The sequence below is a fragment of the Nocardioides baekrokdamisoli genome (assembly GCF_003945325.1).
Taxonomy (GTDB): domain Bacteria; phylum Actinomycetota; class Actinomycetes; order Propionibacteriales; family Nocardioidaceae; genus Nocardioides; species Nocardioides baekrokdamisoli.
This window is the reverse complement of record NZ_AP019307.1, coordinates 1972465-1993752: the sequence shown is the minus strand read 5'-3', so window position 1 is coordinate 1993752 and position 21288 is coordinate 1972465. Positions and strand designations below refer to the sequence as shown.

The following is a 21288-nucleotide window of genomic DNA, read 5'->3' as shown; positions in this document are numbered from 1 at the left end:
AGCAAAACGGCTGACCGAATGTTGAGACGCGCGCCCGTATGACGAGACGTGGAGCGCAACGGGAACGGCAAAGGCCCCGCCGGAGCGGGGCCTTCGATCCGTCTGGTCAGAGCTGCGCGGCGACCAGTTCCGCGATCTGCACAGTGTTGAGCGCAGCGCCCTTGCGGAGGTTGTCGTTCGAAATGAACATCGCCAGCCCGCGGTTGTCCGGCACACCCTCGTCCTGGCGGATCCGCCCGACGTACGACGGGTCCTGCCCCGCCGCGTGCAGCGGATTCGGAACGTCCATCAGCTCGACACCCGGAGCGTCCTTCAGGAGGTCACGAGCCTGCTCCGGCGTCAGACTCCGGCTGAACTCGGCGTTGACGGCCAGCGAGTGACCGGTCACGACCGGCACGCGTACGCACAGACCACTGACCCGCAGGTCCGGGATCTCGAGGATCTTGCGGGACTCGTTGCGGAGTTTCTGCTCCTCGTCGGTCTCGTTGAGACCGTCCTCGACCAGACCGCCGGCGTACGGAATGACGTTGTAAGCGATGTTCGCGACGTACTTCTCCGGCTGCGGGAAGGTGACGGCGCTGCCGTCGTACGCCAGCTCGCGTGCCTTCTCCCCCGCCGCGGTCACCTGCGAGACGAGTTCCTCGACGCCGGCCACCCCCGACCCGGACACGGCCTGGTAGGTCGACACGATCAGACGCTCCAGGCCCACGGCCTCGTGCAGCACCTTGAGGATCGGCATCGCGGCCATGGTGGTGCAATTCGGGTTGGCGATGATGCCCTGACGGGCGTCGACGACCGACTGCATCGCGTGCGGGTTGACCTCGGACACGACCAACGGGATCGACGGGTCCTTGCGGAACGCGCTGGAGTTGTCGATCACGATGACGCCTGCCTCGGCGAACTTCGGAGCGAGGGCGCGGGACGCGTCGCCGCCCGCCGAGAAGATCGCGATGTCGAGCCCGGCGGGGTCCGCGGTGAACGCATCCTCGACGACGACGGTGCGGTCGCCGAACGCCAGCTCCTTGCCGGCGCTGCGCGGCGAGGCGAAGAAACGGATGTTCGCGATCGGGAAGTCACGCTGCAGCAGGATCTGACGGACCGCGACACCGACCTGACCGGTGGCGCCGACGATGCCGACGTTGATCGGACGAGCACTCATCGGCCGGTCCCTCCGTACACGACTGCTTCGACCTCGTCGGATCCCAGACCGAAGGCGGCATGCGCGGCGTTGACCGCGGCCTCGACCTGCGGCTCGGCGACGACGACCGACACCCGGATCTCCGAAGTCGAGATCATCTCGATGTTCACACCCGCAGCGGACAACGACTCGAAGAAGCGGGCCGAGATGCCCGGCGCACTGGACATGCCGGCGCCGACGATCGACACCTTGCCGACGCCGTCGTCGTACAGGACCTTGTCGTACCCGACCTCGCCCTGCAGCTTGGCCAGCGCGCCCATGGCGACCTGGCCCTGCGTACGCGGCAGCGTGAAGGAGATGTCGGTCAGGCCGGTGGTCGCAGCCGACACGTTCTGGACGATCATGTCGAGGTTGATCGCGGCGTCCGCGAGAGCGCGGAAGATCGCTGCGGCCTCGCCGACCTTGTCCGGGACCCCGACGACGGTGATCTTCGCCTGGCTGCGGTCGTGCGCGACGCCGGTGATGATCGCTTCTTCCACGGTGTTCTCCTTGTCGGTGCTCTCCTGGGCGACGTCTTCAGCGTTGACGACCCAGGTGCCTTCCTTCTCCGAGAAGGACGAGCGGACGTGAATGGGCATGTTGTAGCGGCGGGCGTACTCCACGCAGCGCAGGTGCAGGATCTTGGCGCCCTGCGCCGCCATCTCGAGGGTCTCCTCGTACGAGATCCGCGGGATCTTGCGAGCGCGGGGTTCGATCCGCGGGTCAGCGGTGAAGATGCCGTCGACGTCGGAGTAGATCTCGCAGACGTCGGCCTTCAGCGCGACCGCCAGGGCCACGGCGGTGGTGTCCGAGCCACCGCGACCGAGCGTGGTGATGTCCTTGGTGGTCTGGCTGACGCCCTGGAAACCGGCGACGATCGCGATCGCGCCCTCGCTGATCGCAGCCTCGATCCGGCCCGGGCTGACGTCGATGATCTTCGCGCGGCCGTGCTCGGCGTCGGTGATCACACCGGCCTGGCTGCCGGTGAAGCTGCGGGCGTCGTGACCGAGGTCGTTGATGGCCATCGAGAGGACCGCCATCGAGATCCGCTCACCGGCGGTCAACAGCATGTCGAGCTCGCGTGCAGGAGGCAGCGGGCTCACCTCATTGGCGAGATCGATCAACTCGTCGGTGGTGTCACCCATTGCGGAGACGACGACGACGACGTTGTGTCCCTGCTTCTTCGTGTTGACGATCCGCTGGGCGACGCGCTTGACGCCAGCGGCGTCGGCGACCGACGAGCCGCCGAACTTCTGGACGATGATGCCCACGAATTGGTCCTTACAGCCGGTGTTGTTCGTGAGCGATTCTATCGATCAGGGCCGGATCGGCCGACCGAGTTGTGCGCGTACGAGATCAGCGGCCTTCCTGGACCTGCCAGATCTCGTCGGCCACGAGCCCGTGCGCCTGCCGATGCACCGTGTTGGCCGCGTCGGCATCGGGCGCATCCACCAGGCAGAAGATCTTGCTGTTGGCCTCGTCCACCCAGTATCTGAGGTAGTTGACGCCGTACGCCTCCTGCGTGGCCAGGTCGGCCTGATGGGCGCCGGCGACGTCATCCATCGTGACCTTGTCGCCGAGGGTGTGGACATCCATGAAGAGCGGCATCTGAGATCTCCTTGAGACAGTTCCCCCGCTCTTCATCACATACCTGCAGGACGCGCTGGCGCGGCTCCCCTTTTCAGGGTGGATGGTGATGAGACAGGCGGCCGCCTGACGCGCGCGGCTGCAAGGCGCCGGAGGGAAGCGGGCCTCGAGGGCCCGCGACCGAAGAGCAACGCAGCAGACGCGCCGTCAGGTGGCCGATCTGCGGCCGGCGAAGGCTCTTCCTAGGGTGACCTCATCGGCGTACTCGAGGTCGCCACCGACCGGCAGACCACTCGCCAGCCGGGTGATCCTGAGGCCGTACGGGCTGAGCTGACGGGTCAGGTAGGTTGCGGTCGCCTCGCCTTCGAGGTTCGGGTCGGTGGCGAGGATGACCTCCTGGACCGCGCCGTCGGCGAGGCGACGGATCAGTTCGGTGATCCGCAGCTGCTCGGGGCCGATGCCGTCGATCGGGCTGATGGCTCCTCCGAGGACGTGATAGCGCCCGCGGAACTCCTTGGTCCGCTCGATCGCCGCGACGTCCTTGTATTCCTCGACGACCGCGATCACGCTCACGTCGCGTCGCGGGTCGCGGCAGATCCGACAGGTGTCCTCCTCGGACACGTTGAAGCAGATCGCGCAGAACTTCACCCGTCGCTTGACCTCGACGAGTACGTCCGCCAGCCGCTGCACGTCAACCGACTCCGCCTGCAGCAGGTGGAACGCGATCCGCTGGGCACTCTTCGGCCCGACACCGGGCAACCGGCCGAGCTCGTCGATCAGATCCTGGACGACGCCTTCGTACGCCACGGCGCACCCCTCCCGGATCGAGTCGTCAGAGGCCGAGCTGGAACGGCGAACCCGGGGCGTCAAAACCGCCGGCGAGCGGGCCGAGCGACTGGCTCGCCAGGTCGTCGGCCTTCGCCTTGGCGTCGCGGTACGCCACCACGATGCCTGCGGCCAGGTCCTCGAGGTCCTCGGCGGTCGCGCCGACGAACTGGTCGCCGAGCTTGACGTCCGTCAACTCGCCGACGCCGTTGACGGTCACGGTGACGGCCCCACCGAGCGACGTGCCCTCGACGGTCGCCGCATTGAGGCGCTGCTGCGCCTCGGCCAACTGCTGCTGCATCTGCTGTGCCTGCTGCATCAGCGCGTTCATGTCGAGGCCGCCGAAGGGGTTCTCAGTCATGGGTCCAACCTCTCACTACTCTCGGGATCTCCACCGTCATCGTTGCTGGTGGGGGAATTCTTCGACGAGCTGCGCCCCGAGCTCCTGCTCGAGGAGCTCCGTGCCACTCATGGTCGGACCGTCGAATTCTGGGTCATCCGGGCTTGCCGCACTGTCGAGATCGACGGGTGGCTCCGGCTCCTCCGCCGGCGCCCGCATGGCCTCCTTGAGCCGATCGGCCTGGCTCGGTGCGACCTCGACCGACACCTCGGGCGCAGGCGGCTCAACCGGAGCCTCCGGCTCGCGCCCGGGTGCCGGAGTCACGACCGTTGAGCCGTCCACGATTGCCTCGATGCGCCAGTTGCCGATCAACACCTTGCTCGCGGCGTCGCGTACGACCTCGTCGTGCTTGCCTGCGAGGAACGAGTCACGCGCGCCCGCGTTCGGGAAGCCGAGCGTGATCAGCCCGTCGGCCACGGAGACGACCTGGCTGTTCTGCGACAGGTGGATCCAGGCCATCCGGCGCAGACCCTTGACCTGCTCGATCACGTCCGGCCACAACCGGCGTACGTCGGCGACTCCGAACCCTGGCTTCGAGGGCTCTGCGGCGGCCGACGAGGCTGGAGTCGGCTCCGGGGTCGGCTCAGGGCGTACGTCCGGCACGACTCGGCTGGCGATCTTCGTGACAGCGGACCGCGCGCTCCGGACCGCGTCGACGCCGGCCTCCCGGGCGGCCGCGCGTACGGCATCGACCTGATCGGACGCCGACGCAACGGCTGAGACCGCGGACACGGCGGCCTCCTCGATGATGTCCCGCTTGCGGACACGGTCGGCGGTCGCCTCGCTGTCGGCAGGCGCCGTGGGCGCCGACGGGGCAGGCACTCCTGCAGCCACGCGCCGCTCCAGGCGATCGAGGCGGGCAGCGAGCCCCTCGGTCCCGTGATCGGCCCCGGGCAGCAGCACCCGGGCGCAGACCAACTCGAGCAGCAGCCGAGGGGCGGTGGCACCCCGCATCTCGGTCAGCCCGAGCGCCACCAGATCGGCAGCCCGGGACAACTCGTGTGCGCCGTACCTGCGCGCCTGGGATGTGAGCCTCTCGGCCTGATCCTCAGCCACGTCGATGAGGCCCGTCGCCGAAGCATCCGGGACGGCGGCGATGATCAGGAGGTCGCGCAGTCGGCGCAGCAGGTCCTCGGTGAATCGGCGGGGGTCCTGGCCGGTCTCGATCACCTTGTCGACGGCCGCAAAGACGGCACCGCCATCGTGTGCGGCGAACGCGTCGATGACCTCGTCGAGCAGCGAGTCCGGGGTGTATCCGAGAAGTCCGGCAGCGAGGTCATAGGTGACGCCCTCGGGACCGGCGCCGCCCAGCAGCTGGTCCATCACCGAGAGGGTGTCGCGAGCCGACCCGGCGCCGGCGCGTACGACCAGCGGAAGGGCAGTCGGCGCGACCTGGACGCCCTCGGACTCGCAGATCTCCTGGAGGTAGCTGCCCAGCAACTTCGGCGGGATCAGCCGGAACGGATAGTGGTGCGTACGCGACCGGATGGTCGGGATGACCTTGTCGGGCTCGGTCGTGGCGAAGATGAAGCGGAGGTGCTCCGGCGGCTCCTCGACGAGCTTGAGCAGCGCGTTGAAGCCCTGCGTGGTGACCATGTGGGCCTCATCGATGATGTAGACCTTGTAGCGGCTGCGTACCGGAGCGAAGTACGCCTTCTCCCGCAGGTCACGCGCATCGTCGACACCACCGTGGGACGCCGCATCGATCTCGATCACGTCGATGCTGCCCGGGCCACCACGCGCCAGGTCGCGGCAGGAGTCGCACTCGCCACACGGATCCGAGATCGGAGCCTGCTCGCAGTTGAGGGCGCGCGCAAGGATCCGGGCGCTGGTCGTCTTGCCACAGCCGCGGGGACCGCTGAACAGATAGGCGTGGTTCACCCTGTTGGCCGCGAGAGCAGCACGAAGAGGCCCGGTGACGTGTTCCTGGCCGATGACCTCGGCGAACGTCTCGGGCCGGTAGCGGCGGTAAAGAGCGAGGGGGGCGTCCATCGAGACGACCTTAGTCGTCGCTACCGACTGTTCTCGAAGTCCTGCTCGATTGTCTGCTTCATGGTCTTCACGTAGCCGCGGAAAACGTCCGGATCCAGCGCTCTCGCCTCCCTCTGGGCCGCCTCGAACGCCTGCCGATCCACCCCGTGCACTGAGGCCATGGCAGCCCCCATCGACTTGAGCACGAGCGTCACATCGGCGTCCGCGAGGCCACTCAGCTCGATCCGTACCTCGTCCGGCGCCAGCGCCCGGAGCTGCCACCCGGCCACCCGGGCCGATGCACGCGGAGCGTCCAGAGTCCTGACGACTGCGGGATACAGGTCCGGAGCCGGTATCGGGAGGTGATCTGAGTACGACCGGGCCCAGGCAGCCGTCCCCGGATCCAGCTGCTTCGCCTCGCGGGCTGCCCATCCCTCTGCCGTCCGACCCACACCGACCACCCGTCGATGGCCGAGGCTTCCGGCGCCCGCCTGGCGTACGTGCCAGCTCGGCGACCAGTCGCCCGGAACCGTCGCGGCTGCGGCCTGGCGTACGGCCTCGTCAACGTCCGCGGTCGCGGCACCGGCGGTCAGCTTCTTGAAGAAGGCATCGCTGTCCTTGAACGTCGGCACCAGTGCCGCGAGATGCCTGGCTCCGGACAGACGGGGCGAGGGTCCGGCGACGGCGGTCGAATATCCCTCGAGCACGAGGTCGGCGATGTCCTTGGTCCTGAGATCCAGATGGGGCGACATCGCGGCAGATGCGGCAAGGCGCAGCGGATCGAGGAGCCAGGCACCGCGGGCGAGTTCGTCGAGATCGTTCACACCCCAGCGAAGATCGCCTGAATCGTCGCGCCAGGTGCCGAAGTTCTCGGCATGCAGATCGCCGACGATCGGCGCTGTCGTCGCCCTCAGCACCTCCGGCACCTGCTCGGCAACACGCGCCAGCCACAGGTAGTAGGTCGCACGGAAGAAGGTGAACCCGTCCGCCTTCATCTGGGCGTGCTTGGTCTCCAGATCGGCGTCGATCACAGGGATCTGCCGACGCAGCCACGATTCGTAGTCGTGGGTGATCTTCGGAGCGGAACTCATGCGGTTGCCTCCGTCGACGAACTGAGTTTGCTGGCCATGCTGCCGCCGGCGACGGCAACAGCGATCGAGATGAGGGCACCCAGCATCAGGGCAGAGGCCTCGCCGGGCTGCAACACGTTGAGCTGGCTGCCGACGGTGGCAGCCGCGACCGGTACGCCCAACTGAGCTGCAGCCAACAACCCGTACGGGATGGCCTGGCCCAGAAGACGCGGCACGACATGGGCGAGCGCGGCCGCGGCTCCGAGCGCGACCCCGAGCCCGATCATCTTCGGGTGGGCGCCGAGCTCACGCAGGTTGAGTTCCGCGCCGAGCCACACGAAGAACAGTGGGCCGAGGAATCCCTCGGTCAGGGCGAACAATTGCCGCGACAGCCTCCGGGGTTCTCCGATGGCGGCGACACCGAGACCGAACGCGAATCCGGCCAACATGATCGAGACGTGGGTGCTCTTCGCCAGGGCTGCGAGCGCGAAGAGAATCACCAATTGGATCCGGAGTTCGGCCGCAAACCTGCGTTCTTCGGAGACGTCATGCACCTTCTTGCGCGCGCCAGCCTTCTCGGCCGCGCGCAGGGCGAGGAAGACGACGGCCGCCGCACCGATGACGGCCGCCGCACCGCCCGCAGCCCGCAGCGCGTGCTTCGGATCGATCGCCAGCGGGAGGGCGACGATGCACAGCGTGTCCGCGATGGCGATCTGCGGCAGCAGCCCGACGACCCCGCCGCCCTTGAGACCCAACGAATCGACGATCGGCAGGATCAGGGCCGCACTCGACGAGGCGATCAGCACCGCAAACAGGGGCGCGTGGTGCACACCAGTGGCGTACGCGATGGCTGTCCCGAGAATGCCTGCGATCACGGCGACCACGACCGCCCGGACGATGCCCGACTTCAGGGCCGGTCGGATCGCGGGATCGCGTACCGGCACGTGCGTGCCGGCCACGAACATCACGAGCGCGAACCCGATGTCGGCCAGGAACGCGAAGGTGGCGTTGTCCGAATGCAGATAGTGGACTCCGGTACGCCCCAGCGCGATCCCGGCGAGCAACTCGCCAAGGACGACTGGGAGGTGCCAAGCGCGAGGGAAGGCAAGCAACGGGCCGAGGATCGCGACGAGGCAGATCACCGAGAGCTGCGCGAACGTCATCCCCGCATTCTGTCGTCCCACCGGCAGGTTTGGCTGAAGGGCCGCTGAGAATCGTGGGGGACGCAAAGGCCCCCCACGTACCCGACAGAGCTCGCTTATCCTTGCTGCCTTCCGGCCCTGGGGAGGTTCGGCGAGATGGCGCCACGTGGGGGGTTGCCCCGAGTCTAGGTGGCACTACTTCCGGCTCCAAAGCCGGATCGGTCCTGATCACCTGCGGGGCCACCTGACCCGGTCGTACGATCCTGGTGCCGCCGTTCCGAAAATGGAGAAACCCGATGCCTGGTAGGACCCGCACCCTGCGATTCGTGATCGTCGCCGTTCTTGCGCTGATGGCGCCGCTGCTCACGCCGCTCGCCGCCGAAGCCTCAGCGCCGCCGGCACCGGCCGTCGGTTCCTGCCACACCTACGACTGGAACACGTTCCTCGGAGTGAGCGACTCCTCTGCCCCGGTGTCGTGCAGTGGGCCGCACGTCGCTCGTACCGTCTTCGTCGGACGGCTGTGGACGGACGAGGCGTACTCGTCGATGCTCAACGACCCCAAGATCATCCAGTACATGGTGAAGCAGTGCCTGGTCCCGACCCAGCAGGCCATCGGCCCCTGGAAGACCGTCGCAGTCGCCGGGTACGACGGTTCCTTCTTCGTGCCGACGTCGGCCGAGTACGGCGCCGGCGCGCGCTGGTTCCGCTGCGATGTCAGCCTCCCCGGCGCAGGCCACCTCTACCCGATTCCGAACCAGCACCCGCTGGCATCCCCGTTGTCGCCGGGCCAGTCGCGCTGCATCCACCTGACCAGTCAGGGCGGCTTGCCCGTTGCCTGTGCGGCGCCGCACTCCTACCGCGCAGCCGGAGTTGTCTGGGTCCCAGGCTCCGCGTACCCCTCCCGCTCGACCTGGCTGGCTGTGGCACAGGCGCACTGCCCACCCATCGTGCGGACCTCTCGGTGGTACCTCACTGGGGTGAGCAGCGTTCGCTGGAGCGCCGGCGACCACTACCTGACCTGCTATCGGCCGACCACCACCTGACCTGCGTTTTGGTCGGCGACGGGCGGCACTTGTAGCCTCGCTCACGGATCTGTCGCCTAGTGGCCTATGGCGCACGGCTGGAATCCGTGTTGGGTTAACGCCCTCGGGGGTTCGAATCCCCCCAGATCCGCCGATGGAAAACGGCCTCTGACCTGCGGAAACGTGGATTGGAGGCCGTTCCTCATTGCAGCTAGAGCGCCGATTCACGTACCGGACGTACGCGGCCGCCATGGGCTGAAATCACCCAGCCGGCGTCAGTGACGTGAGCCGGATGCTCACCCGAACATCGGTTTCACCACCGCCCCACCGACCATCGCGCTCGTGACAACGGCTCCCGCGATCAGCGGCCCGAGGCGCAGTCCGTGCACCACTGCTGCACGCTTCCTGGACCAGGACTCCCAGGCCACAGCCAGTCGCTCGAGATCGGTCATCATCCGCTCCAACCCGCCGACAAGGCAGCCAGCGGCAGGACCGCTGCGAGCGACAACCATTCCAGAGCGGTGAGGGTGACCCGTAGGAGTGCGTTCCTGAGGCTCCTGCGGCTGACATGAACCAGCACCACCACGCCGAGGCAGGCAGCCAGGCCAGACCCGGCACGTCCGGTCCACGCAACGATCCCCGACACGGCCACCGCGGCGGCTCCGACAGCCACCGAGACCATCGACAGCAGCCGGCGAACCAAGGCGGCTGACGCGACGTTTGCGATGCCTCCCAGCATTGGCAGCAGGGCCCAGAAGGCTGGTGCGCCGGCAAGGACGGCGACTGCTGCCGTGCTGCCCCCGTATACGGCCAGCAGAACGCCGCCGAGCGCGCCGACCGCAACCGTCGCGGCAGTGTCGGGCAGTAGTTCCACCGGAGGCCCACGGTCGGCGATCTCAGTGACGGGGTCGTGATGGCGCACCAGACCGCGGGTCTCACGCCGCTCGAGGCAGATCAGGCCTCCGACCGCACCCGCTTGCTGGCTCAGCGAACGCTCGAGATCGAGCCACGTCCCGTCCACCAGCCGCGGCATCAATCGGACCGTCTCCTTCTGCCTGAGCTCCTCGGCGACAGCGGCACGAACGTCGGCCAGGAGATGCGCCAAAGGCACGTCGGCTGGAAGGGCCATCTCAATGACGCGGTCCTCGACCGCGACGCCGACCAGCAGCCTCATCGACCGAACATGGCCGCACCGCGGCGATCGGCCTCCGCGTACGCCGCCGCGGACTGCATCACCGACAACCTGGCAGAAGCGAGTACGCCCGAGAGTCGCTCGATCTCTGCATTCCAACGCGCCCGAGCCACCACGTACGCCTCCTGCGCACTGCCGATCCACTCAGTCCTCAGCGGTGACAGCTCCTGATCGAGTTGGGCAAGCCGAGCTGCCATGGCCGTGACGGTGGCGCCAAGATCGTCAGCGGTCTGAGCCAGTGCTGCCTGGGACACGACGAGATCCATCGCAATCACGCCAACCCAGCCGCGGCGCCGGCGTAGGTCTGTGCCTGCTCGACATCCGTGCGCTGAGTGATGGCCTCCGACGAACGCAGCGCGGCTTCGAATCCGTCAAGGGCTCCCACGATCTCCCGGTGTCGCTCACTCCACGTGATCTGGAACGACGAGAACGAGCGTGCACCATCTCCACGCCACCCCGTCTGGCTCTCCGCAAGGCGCGCCGTCAGCCGCCCGCCGAGACCGAGAAGGTCCGCCCGTGCCGCACCGACGAGAGCGGCCGCCCGGTCGAGCGCCCCTGTGGTCAAGCCAATCGTGTCTGCCATGTCCGTTCCTTTCGAAGACGTTGTCAGGAATGGAAGTACCCACGGTGATTCAGCCGGTCCGGGTTATCCACAGGCGTCTTCTCCCCTCTCGTGATCGGTCGGCTCGGGCCCGTACCGTCAGCCGATGCCGCCATTCGAAGTCCCCTCACCACCGTTGCGCCCCGACGCTCCACCGATGTGGGCAACGGCGGCGATCCCTGTCGTCGGCAGCCTCGGCACCGTGGCGCTGGTGATCAGCGGGGGACGCCGGCAGATGCTGATCGGGCTCGTCCTGATGATCGCCACGCTGGGGGCGATGGCCCTGCAGACGGGGGCAGCCAGCACGACGCGGCGCCGGCAGTTGCGGGCCAGCCGCGAGAACTACCGACGCGAGTTGGATCGCGTCCGCAATGACCTCGTCGCGGTCGATTCGACGAACCACGGATTGAACATCGTCGTGGGCACTGCCGTCCACGAGCCGGAGTTCACGACGTACGACGACGACCCGCGCGCCGACGCCGTGTGCGTGGCGGCTCGTGACCGCTTCCTGCAGACGTACGCCACACTCCCGGACGCACGTCACCTCCTGGATCTGGCGACGACCCGCAGCATCCGGGCCGACCGGGCACACGCACGGGCGATCATCCTCGAGGCCGCCGAGAGCCTTCCGCCCGACGTACTCGGGATCCGGATTCACACCGACGACCACGCGGCCTGGCAATGGATCGCGCTCCTTCCTCATCACGACGCCGCCGGCACGCACCGACTCCTGGTGGTCGACGGGCACCCAGCCCCCAACGTGCAGCCGCCGACGACCGTCGTTGAGGTCGTACCGGCGACAACGGCCGCGTACGAGCCGCTCCGCTGCGGTCCTGCTGAGGCGGCTGTTCGAGCCCGACAACTCGCTGCCGCACCGCTCCGGACAGCCAGCGCGAGCGCGGCCTGGACCGTCACGCTCGGGATGGGCGAGGAGGGTCCCGTCCACCTGGACCTTCGCGAGGCGGCGGACGGCGGCGTCGGCCCGCACGGACTGCTGGTCGGTGCCACCGGATCCGGCAAGTCAGAACTCCTTCGGCAGGTCCTCAGCGAACTCATCGCCACGCATCCGGCTGAGGAACTCCATCTGGCGCTGATCGACTTCAAGGGAGGTGCCGCCTTCGCAATGTTCGAGGGCCTCCCTCACGTCGCGGCGTACGTGACCAATCTGGCCGAGTCATGGGCGACCCGCCGGCTCCGCGAAGCGTTGGAGGGCGAGCTCGTCCGCCGTCAGAGCAGCCTGGCCGCTGCCGGTGCTTCCTCGGTCCGCGAGCACCCGCTGCCTCGCCTCCTGATCGTGATCGACGAGTTCACCGAACTGCTGGCCACGGATCCGGCGATGAGCGAGTTGTTCAGTCGCGTCGGTCGGCTCGGCCGCTCGCTCGGCATCCATCTCCTGCTGAGTACGCAGCGCCTGGAGGAAGGCCGCCTCCACGGGCTCGAGGCGCACCTGTCCTATCGGATCGCGCTGCGTACGTTCAGCGCGACCGAGTCCCGATTGGCGATCGGATCCCCTCTCGCTGCGGAGCTGCCGCGGCGTCCCGGTTCGGGGCTGCTGGCCGCCAGTGGCGCGCTGCAACCCTTCCAGGCACCGGATCCGGCGACGAAGGTCCCATCGGCACCGAGGGTTGAGGTCGTCTCGCTCTGCACATCAGCGACCGAGGACCTCACCGTCCTGGAGGCCCGCGTACGCAGTGCCGCGGGAGCGCCCGCGCCCCACCTGTGGTTGCCACCGCTGAATGCCCCGCCCGTACTCGCGGACCTCCCGGTCGGCGGCCGGATGCATGCCACCATCGGCATCGTCGACCGACCCCGCGACCAGCGGATCGACGCACTCAACCTCGACCTGACCGGAGCCGGAGGTCACGTCGCCGTCGTCGGTGGACCCCGGACCGGCAAGTCGACAGCACTGCGAACGCTCGCGGCCGCCCTTCGCCGGAGCACACCTGACGTACGTCTGCTGGCTCTTGACCTCACGGGCGGCCTGGCTGGAGCACTGCCGGCTGAGCGCATCGCCACCGCGCAGACGCCCGAGCGTGTGGATCGACTGTTACGCCATCTGCGCAGGAGGTGCGAGACGGGCGCGTCGCCGCCGATCGTGCTGCTGATCGACTCGTGGAGCGCGATCCGCGACAACTACCGCTGGATGGATTCGCTGCACCAGATTGCCGAGCGGGGGCTTGCCGCGGACATCCACCTCGCGGTCGCGACCCACCGCTGGTCCGATCTGCGCCCGGCCGTACGCGATCTTTTCGGAAGCCGGATCGAGCTCCGTCTCGGCGACCCGCTCGAGAGCGAGGTCAACCGACACCTCGCAGCGGGTGTGCCCCGCAAACCCGGGCACGGATTGATCGCTCCCGGCTTCGCCATCCAGCTCGCGCTAGATTCGGGCGTGTGATCTTCAAGAGAGTCGGCGACGGGAAGCCCTACCCCGAGCATGGCCTCTCGGCTGGTCAGTGGGCGACGATCCCGCCGACGCAGGTGCGTCTGGATCAACTCGTCACGACCAAGGAATGGCTCCAGCTGAATTCGCTCCTGGACGATGACTCCACGTTCTACGGGGATCTCTTCGCGCACGTCGTGTCATGGCGCGGCGAGCTGTATCTCGAGGACGGGCTGCACCGGGCGCTGCGCGCTGCCCTGCAGCAGCGGCACGTCGTACACGCTCGCGTGCACGTGCTGGCGGAGCCGCGCTAGCCACTCTGTCTCCACAGCGCCCTCTGCACGGCCCATTGTCCACAGGCCCGCTGCGGGCGGCCGGTTGCCGTCGGCGGTACGGCGTTTGATCGCTCCCGTTCACCAACGAACGGAGCCTTGTGTACGCCACCATCACCGACCTCAGAGACCGCGCTCGAGCACTCGAGGACTCTGCGGACCGACTCGCCCATCGAGTCGGCACGATCGCCTGGCAAGGGACCGCCGCCGACGCCATGCGCCGACGGGCCGGCACCGCGATCGCCGAACTCAGGCGCTGCGCCCGTCTCCATGACGATGCCGCAGCCGTGCTGGAACGGCACCATCAGGCGGCGCTCATGAACCCCGTCGGGCACATGGCCGACGAAGCGGTGGGTGCCGTCGACGGCCTCGCGTCCTTGGTCGGAGGACTCCTGTGAGCGAGACACCGGCCGAGATCACAGGAGTACGCGGTGGAGTGCTGGCCTTGCAGACCGATGACCTCAAACGCTTGGCCGGCGAGCTCGGCGACGCGGCCTGGCAGCTGACCCGGTGGGCTGGATCGGACGCGATCGGAATGGTCGAACCAGCATTGATCGCGTCCGCTCCACTCTCCCCGAGCACGTACGTGGACGCCGAACGTGCGGTCCTTTCCGCCGTCAGCCATCTCGGGACGGCGGCGCTCGAGTGGGGAGTCCTGGCCGGCTTGGTGGAGACGGTCGGGCAATGGTTCGGCGGAGGCGATGACGAGGTACGGCGCCTTCTCGAAACCGAGCTGGGCCGGGTCATCGGTGCCGGCCTCCGCACCGTTCCCGGTCTGGTGGTCCTCGGTTCACTGCCAGTTGCCGCAGGAGGCGCGGTCTGGTGGATGTCCTCCACCCCGGAGGAACGAGCCCGTGCCCGACGAGGTCTTGAGCGGACGCTCGCACAGCGCCCCGAGCTCGTGCGGGACACCACCGCGACCCTCGACGGCATTCTCGGCGGCTGGGGAACAGGACCCGGTGGCGGTGCTGCGGGCGTCGCGGCGGGGATCTATCTCGACGAGGGCGACGCCCGGGTCGAACGCCATGCCACTGCGATCGCCGAGAGTCGCAGGCAACCGCATTGCGTCGCGGATGTCGTGCGTCATCTCCGGGAACTGAGCGACGCTCCGGACCCGGGCCTCATCGAGATCCAGTCGTGGCGAGACGGGCACGGGCAGACGCGGCACGTGGTCTATCTGCCGGGCACCGACGATCTGAACCCGCTCTCATCCGACAGCGACATCCGCGACGTCCAGGAGGATCTCCGGGTCGCCAGCGGCCAGCACTCGGCGTACCTCGAGGGTGTTGAGAAGGCGATGCGCGAGGCTGGGATCTCTCCCCACGATCCGGTGCTGATCGCCGGACACAGCCTCGGCGGGATGGTCGCTGCGAAAGCTCTCAGCGAAGGCACCTCGTTCAACGTGACGAACGTGATCACGGCGGGTTCGCCGACCGCGGTCGAACGTGGCTTTCCGACGACGAGCCACGTCTTGTCGTTGGAATCCAGCGGAGACATCGTGCCGCAGCTCGAGGGTCAGCGAAACCGCGTCAGCCCTCAACAAACGACCGTGACCTTCGCCAGTGGCGAGGACACGATCGTCGGCAACCACCAGGTGAGCACGTACGAGCGGGGCGCCGCAGCGGTGGACGCCAGCCGCGACGCGGCCGTACGCACAGCCGTCGAGGCAATCGCACCCTTCTTCGCCCAGGGTGGCGACGTGTCCGACTCCGTCTTCAGGGTGACCCGAGCGGCTACGCCAGATCGTGGATGAACTCCTGCAGCTGGGTCAGATTCCTGCACTCGACCATGTCGACGATGTTGCCGTACGCGGTCGCCTCGGAGTCACCGGTGTCCCACTGGCGCCGGACCTCGGGGTTGAGCCAGAAGGCGTGGCGGGTTGCGCCCACCATCGCCCGGAGGTCGTTCAGAGCCAGGTCGGAGTAATTGGAGCGGGCATCGCCCAGGATGAGCAGCGCCGTCTTCGGGGTCAGCGCGTCGAAGTGCTCATTGCGGAACTGAGCGAAGGCCCGACCGTAGTTGGTACGGCCCACGCGGGCCGCGTGCTCGGACGAGGCGACCAGGCGCTCCATCGTGTCGACCACATCGCCGCCGGCCTTGAATTCTCCGGTGACCTCGTGGAGTCGGTCGACGAACGTGAAGGCGCGGACCCGCGTGAACGCCTCCTGGAGCGCAAACACGAGCAGCAGCGTGAAGGACGCGAAGTTCGCCACCGAGCCGGAGACGTCACAGAGCACGACGAGTTCGTTGCGATGGGGGCGCTTGGGCTTGTGGTGGGTCTCCAGCGGCACCCCGCCGTACGCCAACGAGGCCCGGACGGTGCGCCGGAAGTCGAGCGGCCCCCGTCGCCTGGCGTGCTGCTCGCGCGCAAGACGCGTCGCGAGCCGACGGGCGAGCGGGTAGACCTCGGCACGAAGTTCCTCGATGTCGGTGCGCCGCATCGAGAGGAAGTCGAGCCTGTCGATCGACGGCCGGACCGTGATCCGGGCGACGTGATCGGGGCCCTTCTCCTCCGCGATCCGGCGCCGGGCATCAGCCTCGACCAGACCGGTGAACTGTCCGAGACGACGCGAAGCCGTACGCTCCGCCTCCTCGCGCGTCCAACCGGCGGCCATCAGGCCCTCGACGAGTTGGCCGATCAACTCATCGGCATCGATCCGCCGCAGGGCCGTGTACGACGACCAGGAGGACAGACCCGGACCCCGACCCGGCATCGCACCCAACTGCGCCATCGCCTGTGCAGCGAGCTCGCGCATCCGGTCGGTGTCCCCGGCCTCGGCAGCTTCCATCAGGGCTTCGCGCAGTTCGCCAACGACCGCCGCGGTGGTTGCCGCCGCATCCTCATCGGCAAGGCTCGGGTCCTGCGCCCGCGTCCCGTCCCCGACGAGACGCGGGAAGTAGAGGTCGAAGAGCGACTCGAAGGTGGCCCGGTTCGACTGGCGCTTCACCAGCGTCGCGGCGTATACGTCACGCACGGTGTCGCGGGATGACCAAGCCACCGCCGAGAGGGCCGAGACCGCGTCGAGGTCCTCGGAGAGCGAGACCGGCAGGCCGGCGGCGCGCAGCGCCTCCAGGAATGCGACGTGCCGGTCGAGCAGGCTCATCGACGTTTGCGGCTGTCGTGACTCGGCAGTCGCAACTCGCGAGCAGCGCGGTCCTGGTCCGAGGCGTGCTTGAGGACGACGCCGAGGGTCGTGTCGATCGCCTCGTCGTCGAGCGACCGGATCTGAAGGGCGATCAGCGTCCGCGCCCAGTCGACGGACTCCGCGATCGACGGCGACTTCTTGAGCTCGAGTTCGCGCAGTCGAGCCACCACGGTGACCAACTGACGAGCCACCTTGTCGGAGAGTTCCGGCACCTGGCTGGTGATGATCTCCCGCTCACGCTCGGCGCTCGGGTAGTCGAGGTACAGGTAAAGGCAGCGTCGCTTCAGCGCCTCCGACAACTCGCGGGCGGCGTTCGAGGTCAGCACCACGTACGGCCGATGGACGGCCTCGATCGTGCCGAGTTCGGGGATGGTCACCTGGAAGTCCGAGAGCACCTCCAGCAACAGGCCTTCCACCTCGACATCGGTCTTGTCGACCTCGTCGATCAACAGCACCGTCGGCGTAGGTCGGCGGATCGCCGTCAGCAACGGGCGCGAGAGCAGGAACTCGTCGCTGAAGATGTCGTCGCGGGCGTCGTCCCAGGACGCATCACTGGCCTGGATCCGGAGCAACTGCTTCTTGTAGTTCCACTCGTACAGTGCCCGAGCCTCGTCCAGACCCTCGTAGCACTGCAGACGGATGAGTTCCGCGCCCGTCGCGCGAGCAACCGCCTTGGCGAACTCGGTCTTGCCGACACCGGCCGGACCCTCGAGCAGGAGCGGCTTCCCGACAGCCCCCGCAAGGAAGGCAGTGGTCGCTGTCGCCTGGTCGGCGAGGTACCCGGACGAGCCGAGTGCGGTCAGCGCAGCAGAGGGCGATTCGAACCACGTCACATGCGGGAGCGTACGCGTACTCAGCGCAGTCTCAGGCAGGGCTCGGGCACGGATGGCACAGTGTCCCCATGACTTCGGCTCCGAATCCGCGCATCCTGGTGATCGACGATGACCAGGCCGTACGCGACTCGCTGCGGCGATCGCTCGAGTTCAACGGCTTCGACGTGGCGCTGGCTTCCGACGGGGCCGAAGCACTCGCGAACCTGAGTTCGATCGCGCCTGACCTGTTGATCGCGGACGTCATGATGCCGCGCCTGGACGGGCTCGAGATGACCCGTGCGCTGCGCTCGGCGGGCAACGACGTCCCGATCCTCGTCCTCACGGCTCGCGACTCCGTCGGAGACCGTGTCGAGGGCCTCGACGCAGGGGCCGATGACTACCTGCCGAAGCCGTTCGACCTGCAGGAGTTGCTCGCCCGCGTACGCGCTCTCCTGCGTCGCGCGACGCCCAACAGCACCGACGGCGAGGAGTGGCTGACGTTCGCCGATCTCGCGATGAACGTCGGTGGCCGCGAGGTGCTGCGCGGCGGTGAGCGGATCCCGTTGACGCGCACCGAGTTCACGCTGCTCGAGATGTTCCTGCGTCGTCCGCGTCGTGTCCTGGATCGCCAGTTCATCCTCGACGAGGTCTGGGGCTATGAGTTCGCGACCAGTGCCAACTCCCTGGAGGTCTACGTCGGCTACCTCCGGCGCAAGACGGAGGTCAACGGGCTGCCGCGCCTCATCCAGACGGTCCGCGGCATCGGGTACGTGCTCAAGGAGTCATGAGGCTGCCGTTCCGGCGGTCACTCGCCACCAGAGTCACCGCCCTGACCACGTGTGCGGTCGGCGTTGCGATCATCGCGCTGTCGATCGGGCTCTACTTCGTCGTCAGCCGCCAGATCAGCCACTCGCTCGACAAGTCGCTGCTCACGCGCGCGCACACCGCCGCCATCGACAAGGACGTCCTCAACGACCTGCGCGGCGGCACATTGGTCCCGACCTGGGCGTTGGGTGCCGCCGGCCTCCGGGCAGCATTCCTGCAACCCGATGGCAGGGTGCTGGTGCCCGACACCATCGGCGGCGGCTTCCCCGAGCCCAGCAAGGCCGAGCTCGCCGTCCTGCGCGACGAGCAGACGACGTCACTGCGTACCGCCGACCTGAACGGGACGAGTTATCGCGTCGCGGCCGTGAAGGTCGTCGGCACCCAGACCGTCCTCCTCCTCGCCGAATCCCTCGACGACGAGGACGCGATCCTCGACCGGGTCCTCGTCGTGACCATCGGGTTCGCCGCGGTCGGCATCCTGCTCGTCGGTCTGGCAGCCGGGCTCGCCTCGGCGAGCGGTCTGCGGCCGATCAAACGGCTGTCGGCCGACCTCGAGGTCATCGCGCGGACCGAGGACCTCTCACCCATCCCGGTCCTGGGCGAGGACGAAGTCGCCCGGCTCTCGGTGTCGTTCAACCAATTGCTGGCCGCACTCTCAGCCTCTCGAGACCGCCAGCGACAGCTGGTCGCCGACGCCTCCCACGAACTGCGTACGCCCCTGACGTCGCTGCGTACGAATGTCGATCTCCTCGCTCAGGCAGGCGGCTCGTTGCCGGACGCACAACGCGACGACCTGCTCGCCGACCTCCGGGCACAGGCCGAGGAGATGACCGCCCTGATCGGCGACCTCGTCGAACTCGCGCGGGACGAGCCCCGTACGCCGGTGATCGACACCGTGGACATTGCCGACCTCCTCGACGGTGCGCTGGATCGCGTACGCCGTCGAGCGCCGAGACTGACGTGGGCCGTCGAATCCGAGCCGTGGTGGGTCATGGGCGACTTGTCGGGCCTCCAACGGGCGATCACCAACCTGCTCGACAACGCCGCGAAGTGGAGCCCGCCGACCGGCACCGTGTCAGTCCGGCTCACACACGGCACGCTCACCGTCGACGACGAAGGCCCCGGCATCCCCGAGGCAGAGCTGGGCCAGATCTTCGAACGGTTCTACCGCTCCTCCGAGGCCCGCAGCATGGTGGGCTCAGGACTCGGCCTCGCCATCGTCCGCCAGGTGGCCGAGCGCCAGGGCGGCTCGGTCACTGCCGAGCGATCACCGGCCGGCGGCGCTCGCCTGGTGCTCCGGCTCCCGGGCAGCGGGGCGCCGCCATCAGCCTGACCTCGGGTCAGGGGTGTCGCGCCAGGAGCGTTCGAACGGCAATCGCCACGTCCGCGGGGCGATCAGTTGATGGATCGCATTCGGACCCCAGGAGCCCGGCGAGTACAGGCGCACCGGCGGCGGGTTGTCGAGCAGCGGCTGCGAGGCTTCCCACAGCGACTCAATGCCTTCGGCGTTGGCGAAGAGAGAACGATCACCGTTCATCGCATCCAGGATGAGCCGCTCATACGCTTCCATCACATCGGGCGCGGACGTGGTCTCGCTGGTGGAGAACTGCATCGACAGCTTCTCCAACCGCATCCCCGGACCGGGCCGCTTGCCGTAGAACGACAACGACATCTTCGACTGGTCCGCCAGGTCGAAGGTGAGGTGGTCAGGGCCGGCGGCGCCCGCGTTGGAGGAGTCGGAGAACATCGACCGCGGCGGCTCCTTGAACGCGATCGAGATGATCCGACGCCCCTCGGCCAACTGCTTGCCCGTACGCAGGAAGAACGGCACGCCGGCCCACCGCCAGTTGTCGATCTCCACCTTCAGGGCGATGAACGTCTCGGTGTCGGAGTACGCAGGGACGTCCTCGTATCCGCGATACGCGTCGTACTGGCCGCGGACGACATCGCTTGGCAGGAGCGGCTTCATCGAACGGAAGACCTTGTCCTTCTCGACGCTGATCTCCCCGGACTTCAGCGACGTCGGCGGCTCCATCGCCAGGAACGCCAGCACCTGCATCAGGTGGGTGACCACCATGTCCTTGTACGCGCCGGTCGCGTCGTAGAAGTCCGTGCGGCCGTCGAGACCCAAGGTCTCGGGCACATCGATCTGCACGTGATCGATGAACGTGCGGTTCCAGATCGGCTCGAACAGACCGTTGGCGAAGCGGAACGCCAGGATGTTCTGCGCGGCCTCCTTGCCGAGGAAGTGATCGATGCGGAAGATCTGGCTCTCGTCGAACACCTCGTGGATCGCGGCATTGAGCGTCTTGGCGCTGCGCAGATCCGTGCCGAACGGCTTCTCCATGATCACCCGGGAGGACTCGACCAGGCCACCGTCCTCGAGTTGCCTGATCACATTGAGCGCCGCCTTGGGCGGCACTGACAGGTAGTGCAGGAGGCCGACCTCGCCCCGACCGGCCAGCTCAGCCCGTGCCGCGTGAACCACCTCGGCCAACTGCTCGGGGCCAGCCCCCGTGGGCACGTACGTCAACGACGACTCGAATCTCGCCCACGCTTCCTCGGAGATGCCGCCCTTGGCGAATTCGGCACAGGACTTCTTCGCCAGGGCCCGGAACCCGTCGGCGTCGAGCTGGTCCAACGACGTGCCGACCACGCGCAACTGCGGCACGAGACCCTTCAACATCAGCCGGTACAGGCCCGGAAGCAACTTGCGCCGAGCGAGATCGCCCGTCGCACCGAACAGCACCACTACCTGAGGTTGCACCACATCGTCCGTTGTACCCACAAGACGTTTCTATCCCAT

At 67.9% G+C, this 21288-nt stretch carries 22 protein-coding genes, 1 tRNA gene and 1 other RNA gene; 8 read left to right on the top strand and 16 right to left on the bottom strand.

From position 1 onward, the window contains the following. Nucleotides 1-106: 106 nt before the first annotated feature. The 9 genes from KCTC_RS09690 to ffs form a co-directional block, all read right to left on the bottom strand. Nucleotides 107-1159, bottom strand: coding sequence for an aspartate-semialdehyde dehydrogenase (locus tag KCTC_RS09690; RefSeq protein WP_125568994.1), 1053 nt, complete (start codon nucleotides 1157-1159; stop codon nucleotides 107-109). Further along, a complete protein-coding gene (locus KCTC_RS09685; protein ID WP_125568992.1) occupies nucleotides 1156-2448 on the bottom strand; it encodes an aspartate kinase in 1293 nt (430 codons plus the stop codon). Before KCTC_RS09685 ends, KCTC_RS09690 begins: the two co-directional genes overlap by 4 nt. Nucleotides 2449-2533: 85 nt before the next feature. Further along, entirely contained in the window at nucleotides 2534-2785 is a 252-nt protein-coding gene (locus KCTC_RS09680) for a DUF4242 domain-containing protein (protein ID WP_125568990.1), read from the bottom strand. A gap of 186 nt (nucleotides 2786-2971) precedes the next feature. Then, nucleotides 2972-3571, bottom strand: coding sequence for a recombination mediator RecR (recR, locus tag KCTC_RS09675; protein ID WP_125568988.1), 600 nt, complete (start codon nucleotides 3569-3571; stop codon nucleotides 2972-2974). 25 nt (nucleotides 3572-3596) lie between these two features. Continuing rightward, nucleotides 3597-3950: a YbaB/EbfC family nucleoid-associated protein gene (locus tag KCTC_RS09670; RefSeq protein ID WP_125568986.1), complete on the bottom strand. Its 354-nt coding sequence runs from the start codon at nucleotides 3948-3950 to the stop codon at nucleotides 3597-3599. 36 nt (nucleotides 3951-3986) lie between these two features. Continuing rightward, nucleotides 3987-5981 carry a DNA polymerase III subunit gamma and tau gene (locus KCTC_RS09665; protein ID WP_125568984.1) on the bottom strand — a complete coding sequence of 665 codons (1995 nt, stop codon included), beginning with the start codon at nucleotides 5979-5981 and terminating at the stop codon, nucleotides 3987-3989. Between the two features lie 20 nt (nucleotides 5982-6001). Beyond that, nucleotides 6002-7051, bottom strand: coding sequence for a DUF2252 family protein (locus KCTC_RS09660; RefSeq protein WP_125568982.1), 1050 nt, complete (start codon nucleotides 7049-7051; stop codon nucleotides 6002-6004). Next, entirely contained in the window at nucleotides 7048-8193 is a 1146-nt protein-coding gene (locus tag KCTC_RS09655) for a cation:proton antiporter (protein WP_125568980.1), read from the bottom strand. Before KCTC_RS09655 ends, KCTC_RS09660 begins: the two co-directional genes overlap by 4 nt. 64 nt (nucleotides 8194-8257) lie before the next feature. Further along, nucleotides 8258-8348: signal recognition particle sRNA small type (ffs, locus tag KCTC_RS09650), an RNA gene on the bottom strand. A 120-nt stretch (nucleotides 8349-8468) separates the two neighbouring features. Here ffs and KCTC_RS09645 point away from each other — a divergent pair. Both KCTC_RS09645 and KCTC_RS09640 read left to right on the top strand, forming a co-directional pair. Beyond that, complete coding sequence (locus KCTC_RS09645; RefSeq protein ID WP_125568978.1) at nucleotides 8469-9215, top strand: septum formation family protein; 747 nt, start codon at nucleotides 8469-8471, stop codon at nucleotides 9213-9215. Between the two features lie 45 nt (nucleotides 9216-9260). Then, nucleotides 9261-9345, top strand: a tRNA-Ser gene (locus KCTC_RS09640). A gap of 145 nt (nucleotides 9346-9490) precedes the next feature. Here the strand turns inward: KCTC_RS09640 and KCTC_RS14735 are convergent. The 4 genes from KCTC_RS14735 to KCTC_RS09625 are packed head-to-tail and all read right to left on the bottom strand — an operon-like array spanning nucleotide 9491 to nucleotide 10969. After that, nucleotides 9491-9646, bottom strand: a complete 156-nt coding sequence (locus tag KCTC_RS14735; protein WP_164512561.1) for a hypothetical protein — start codon at nucleotides 9644-9646, stop codon at nucleotides 9491-9493. Next, entirely contained in the window at nucleotides 9646-10368 is a 723-nt protein-coding gene (locus KCTC_RS09635) for a ubiquitin family protein (protein ID WP_125568976.1), read from the bottom strand. The genes KCTC_RS14735 and KCTC_RS09635 overlap by 1 nt, the downstream gene beginning before the upstream one ends. Continuing rightward, complete coding sequence (locus KCTC_RS09630) at nucleotides 10365-10640, bottom strand: WXG100 family type VII secretion target (protein ID WP_164512560.1); 276 nt, start codon at nucleotides 10638-10640, stop codon at nucleotides 10365-10367. The genes KCTC_RS09635 and KCTC_RS09630 overlap by 4 nt, the downstream gene beginning before the upstream one ends. A 17-nt stretch (nucleotides 10641-10657) precedes the next feature. Then, the gene (locus KCTC_RS09625) at nucleotides 10658-10969 is read right to left on the bottom strand and encodes a WXG100 family type VII secretion target (RefSeq protein ID WP_125568972.1); all 312 of its coding nucleotides are present in this window, start codon (nucleotides 10967-10969) and stop codon (nucleotides 10658-10660) included. A gap of 124 nt (nucleotides 10970-11093) precedes the next feature. On the opposite strand from KCTC_RS09625, the gene KCTC_RS09620 reads away from it, so the two are divergent. The 4 genes from KCTC_RS09620 (at nucleotide 11094) to KCTC_RS09605 (ending at nucleotide 15452) form a co-directional block, all read left to right on the top strand. Further along, entirely contained in the window at nucleotides 11094-13382 is a 2289-nt protein-coding gene (locus tag KCTC_RS09620; RefSeq protein WP_125568970.1) for an FtsK/SpoIIIE domain-containing protein, read from the top strand. Then, nucleotides 13379-13681 (top strand): type II toxin-antitoxin system VapB family antitoxin, encoded by a 303-nt coding sequence (locus tag KCTC_RS09615; RefSeq protein ID WP_125568968.1) that lies wholly within the window; start codon nucleotides 13379-13381, stop codon nucleotides 13679-13681. The genes KCTC_RS09620 and KCTC_RS09615 overlap by 4 nt, the downstream gene beginning before the upstream one ends. A 119-nt stretch (nucleotides 13682-13800) precedes the next feature. After that, complete coding sequence (locus KCTC_RS09610; RefSeq protein WP_125568966.1) at nucleotides 13801-14097, top strand: hypothetical protein; 297 nt, start codon at nucleotides 13801-13803, stop codon at nucleotides 14095-14097. After that, nucleotides 14094-15452 (top strand): alpha/beta hydrolase, encoded by a 1359-nt coding sequence (locus KCTC_RS09605; protein WP_125568964.1) that lies wholly within the window; start codon nucleotides 14094-14096, stop codon nucleotides 15450-15452. The genes KCTC_RS09610 and KCTC_RS09605 overlap by 4 nt, the downstream gene beginning before the upstream one ends. Here KCTC_RS09605 and KCTC_RS09600 read toward each other — a convergent pair. Next, on the bottom strand, nucleotides 15433-16803 hold the full coding sequence (locus KCTC_RS09600) for a vWA domain-containing protein (protein WP_125568962.1): 1371 nt from the start codon (nucleotides 16801-16803) through the stop codon (nucleotides 15433-15435). The two genes, KCTC_RS09605 and KCTC_RS09600, sit on opposite strands and share 20 nt — an antisense overlap. Next, nucleotides 16800-17678 (bottom strand): AAA family ATPase, encoded by an 879-nt coding sequence (locus tag KCTC_RS09595; RefSeq protein WP_174233040.1) that lies wholly within the window; start codon nucleotides 17676-17678, stop codon nucleotides 16800-16802. The genes KCTC_RS09600 and KCTC_RS09595 overlap by 4 nt, the downstream gene beginning before the upstream one ends. Before the next feature lie 68 nt (nucleotides 17679-17746). On the opposite strand from KCTC_RS09595, the gene KCTC_RS09590 reads away from it, so the two are divergent. After that, nucleotides 17747-18445 (top strand): response regulator transcription factor, encoded by a 699-nt coding sequence (locus KCTC_RS09590; RefSeq protein WP_125568958.1) that lies wholly within the window; start codon nucleotides 17747-17749, stop codon nucleotides 18443-18445. Further along, the gene (locus tag KCTC_RS09585) at nucleotides 18442-19815 is read left to right on the top strand and encodes a sensor histidine kinase (RefSeq protein WP_125568956.1); all 1374 of its coding nucleotides are present in this window, start codon (nucleotides 18442-18444) and stop codon (nucleotides 19813-19815) included. The genes KCTC_RS09590 and KCTC_RS09585 overlap by 4 nt, the downstream gene beginning before the upstream one ends. Here the strand turns inward: KCTC_RS09585 and zwf are convergent. Continuing rightward, nucleotides 19807-21270 (bottom strand): glucose-6-phosphate dehydrogenase, encoded by a 1464-nt coding sequence (gene zwf, locus KCTC_RS09580; protein WP_231998673.1) that lies wholly within the window; start codon nucleotides 21268-21270, stop codon nucleotides 19807-19809. The two genes, KCTC_RS09585 and zwf, sit on opposite strands and share 9 nt — an antisense overlap. Between the last annotated feature and the right edge of the window lie 18 nt (nucleotides 21271-21288).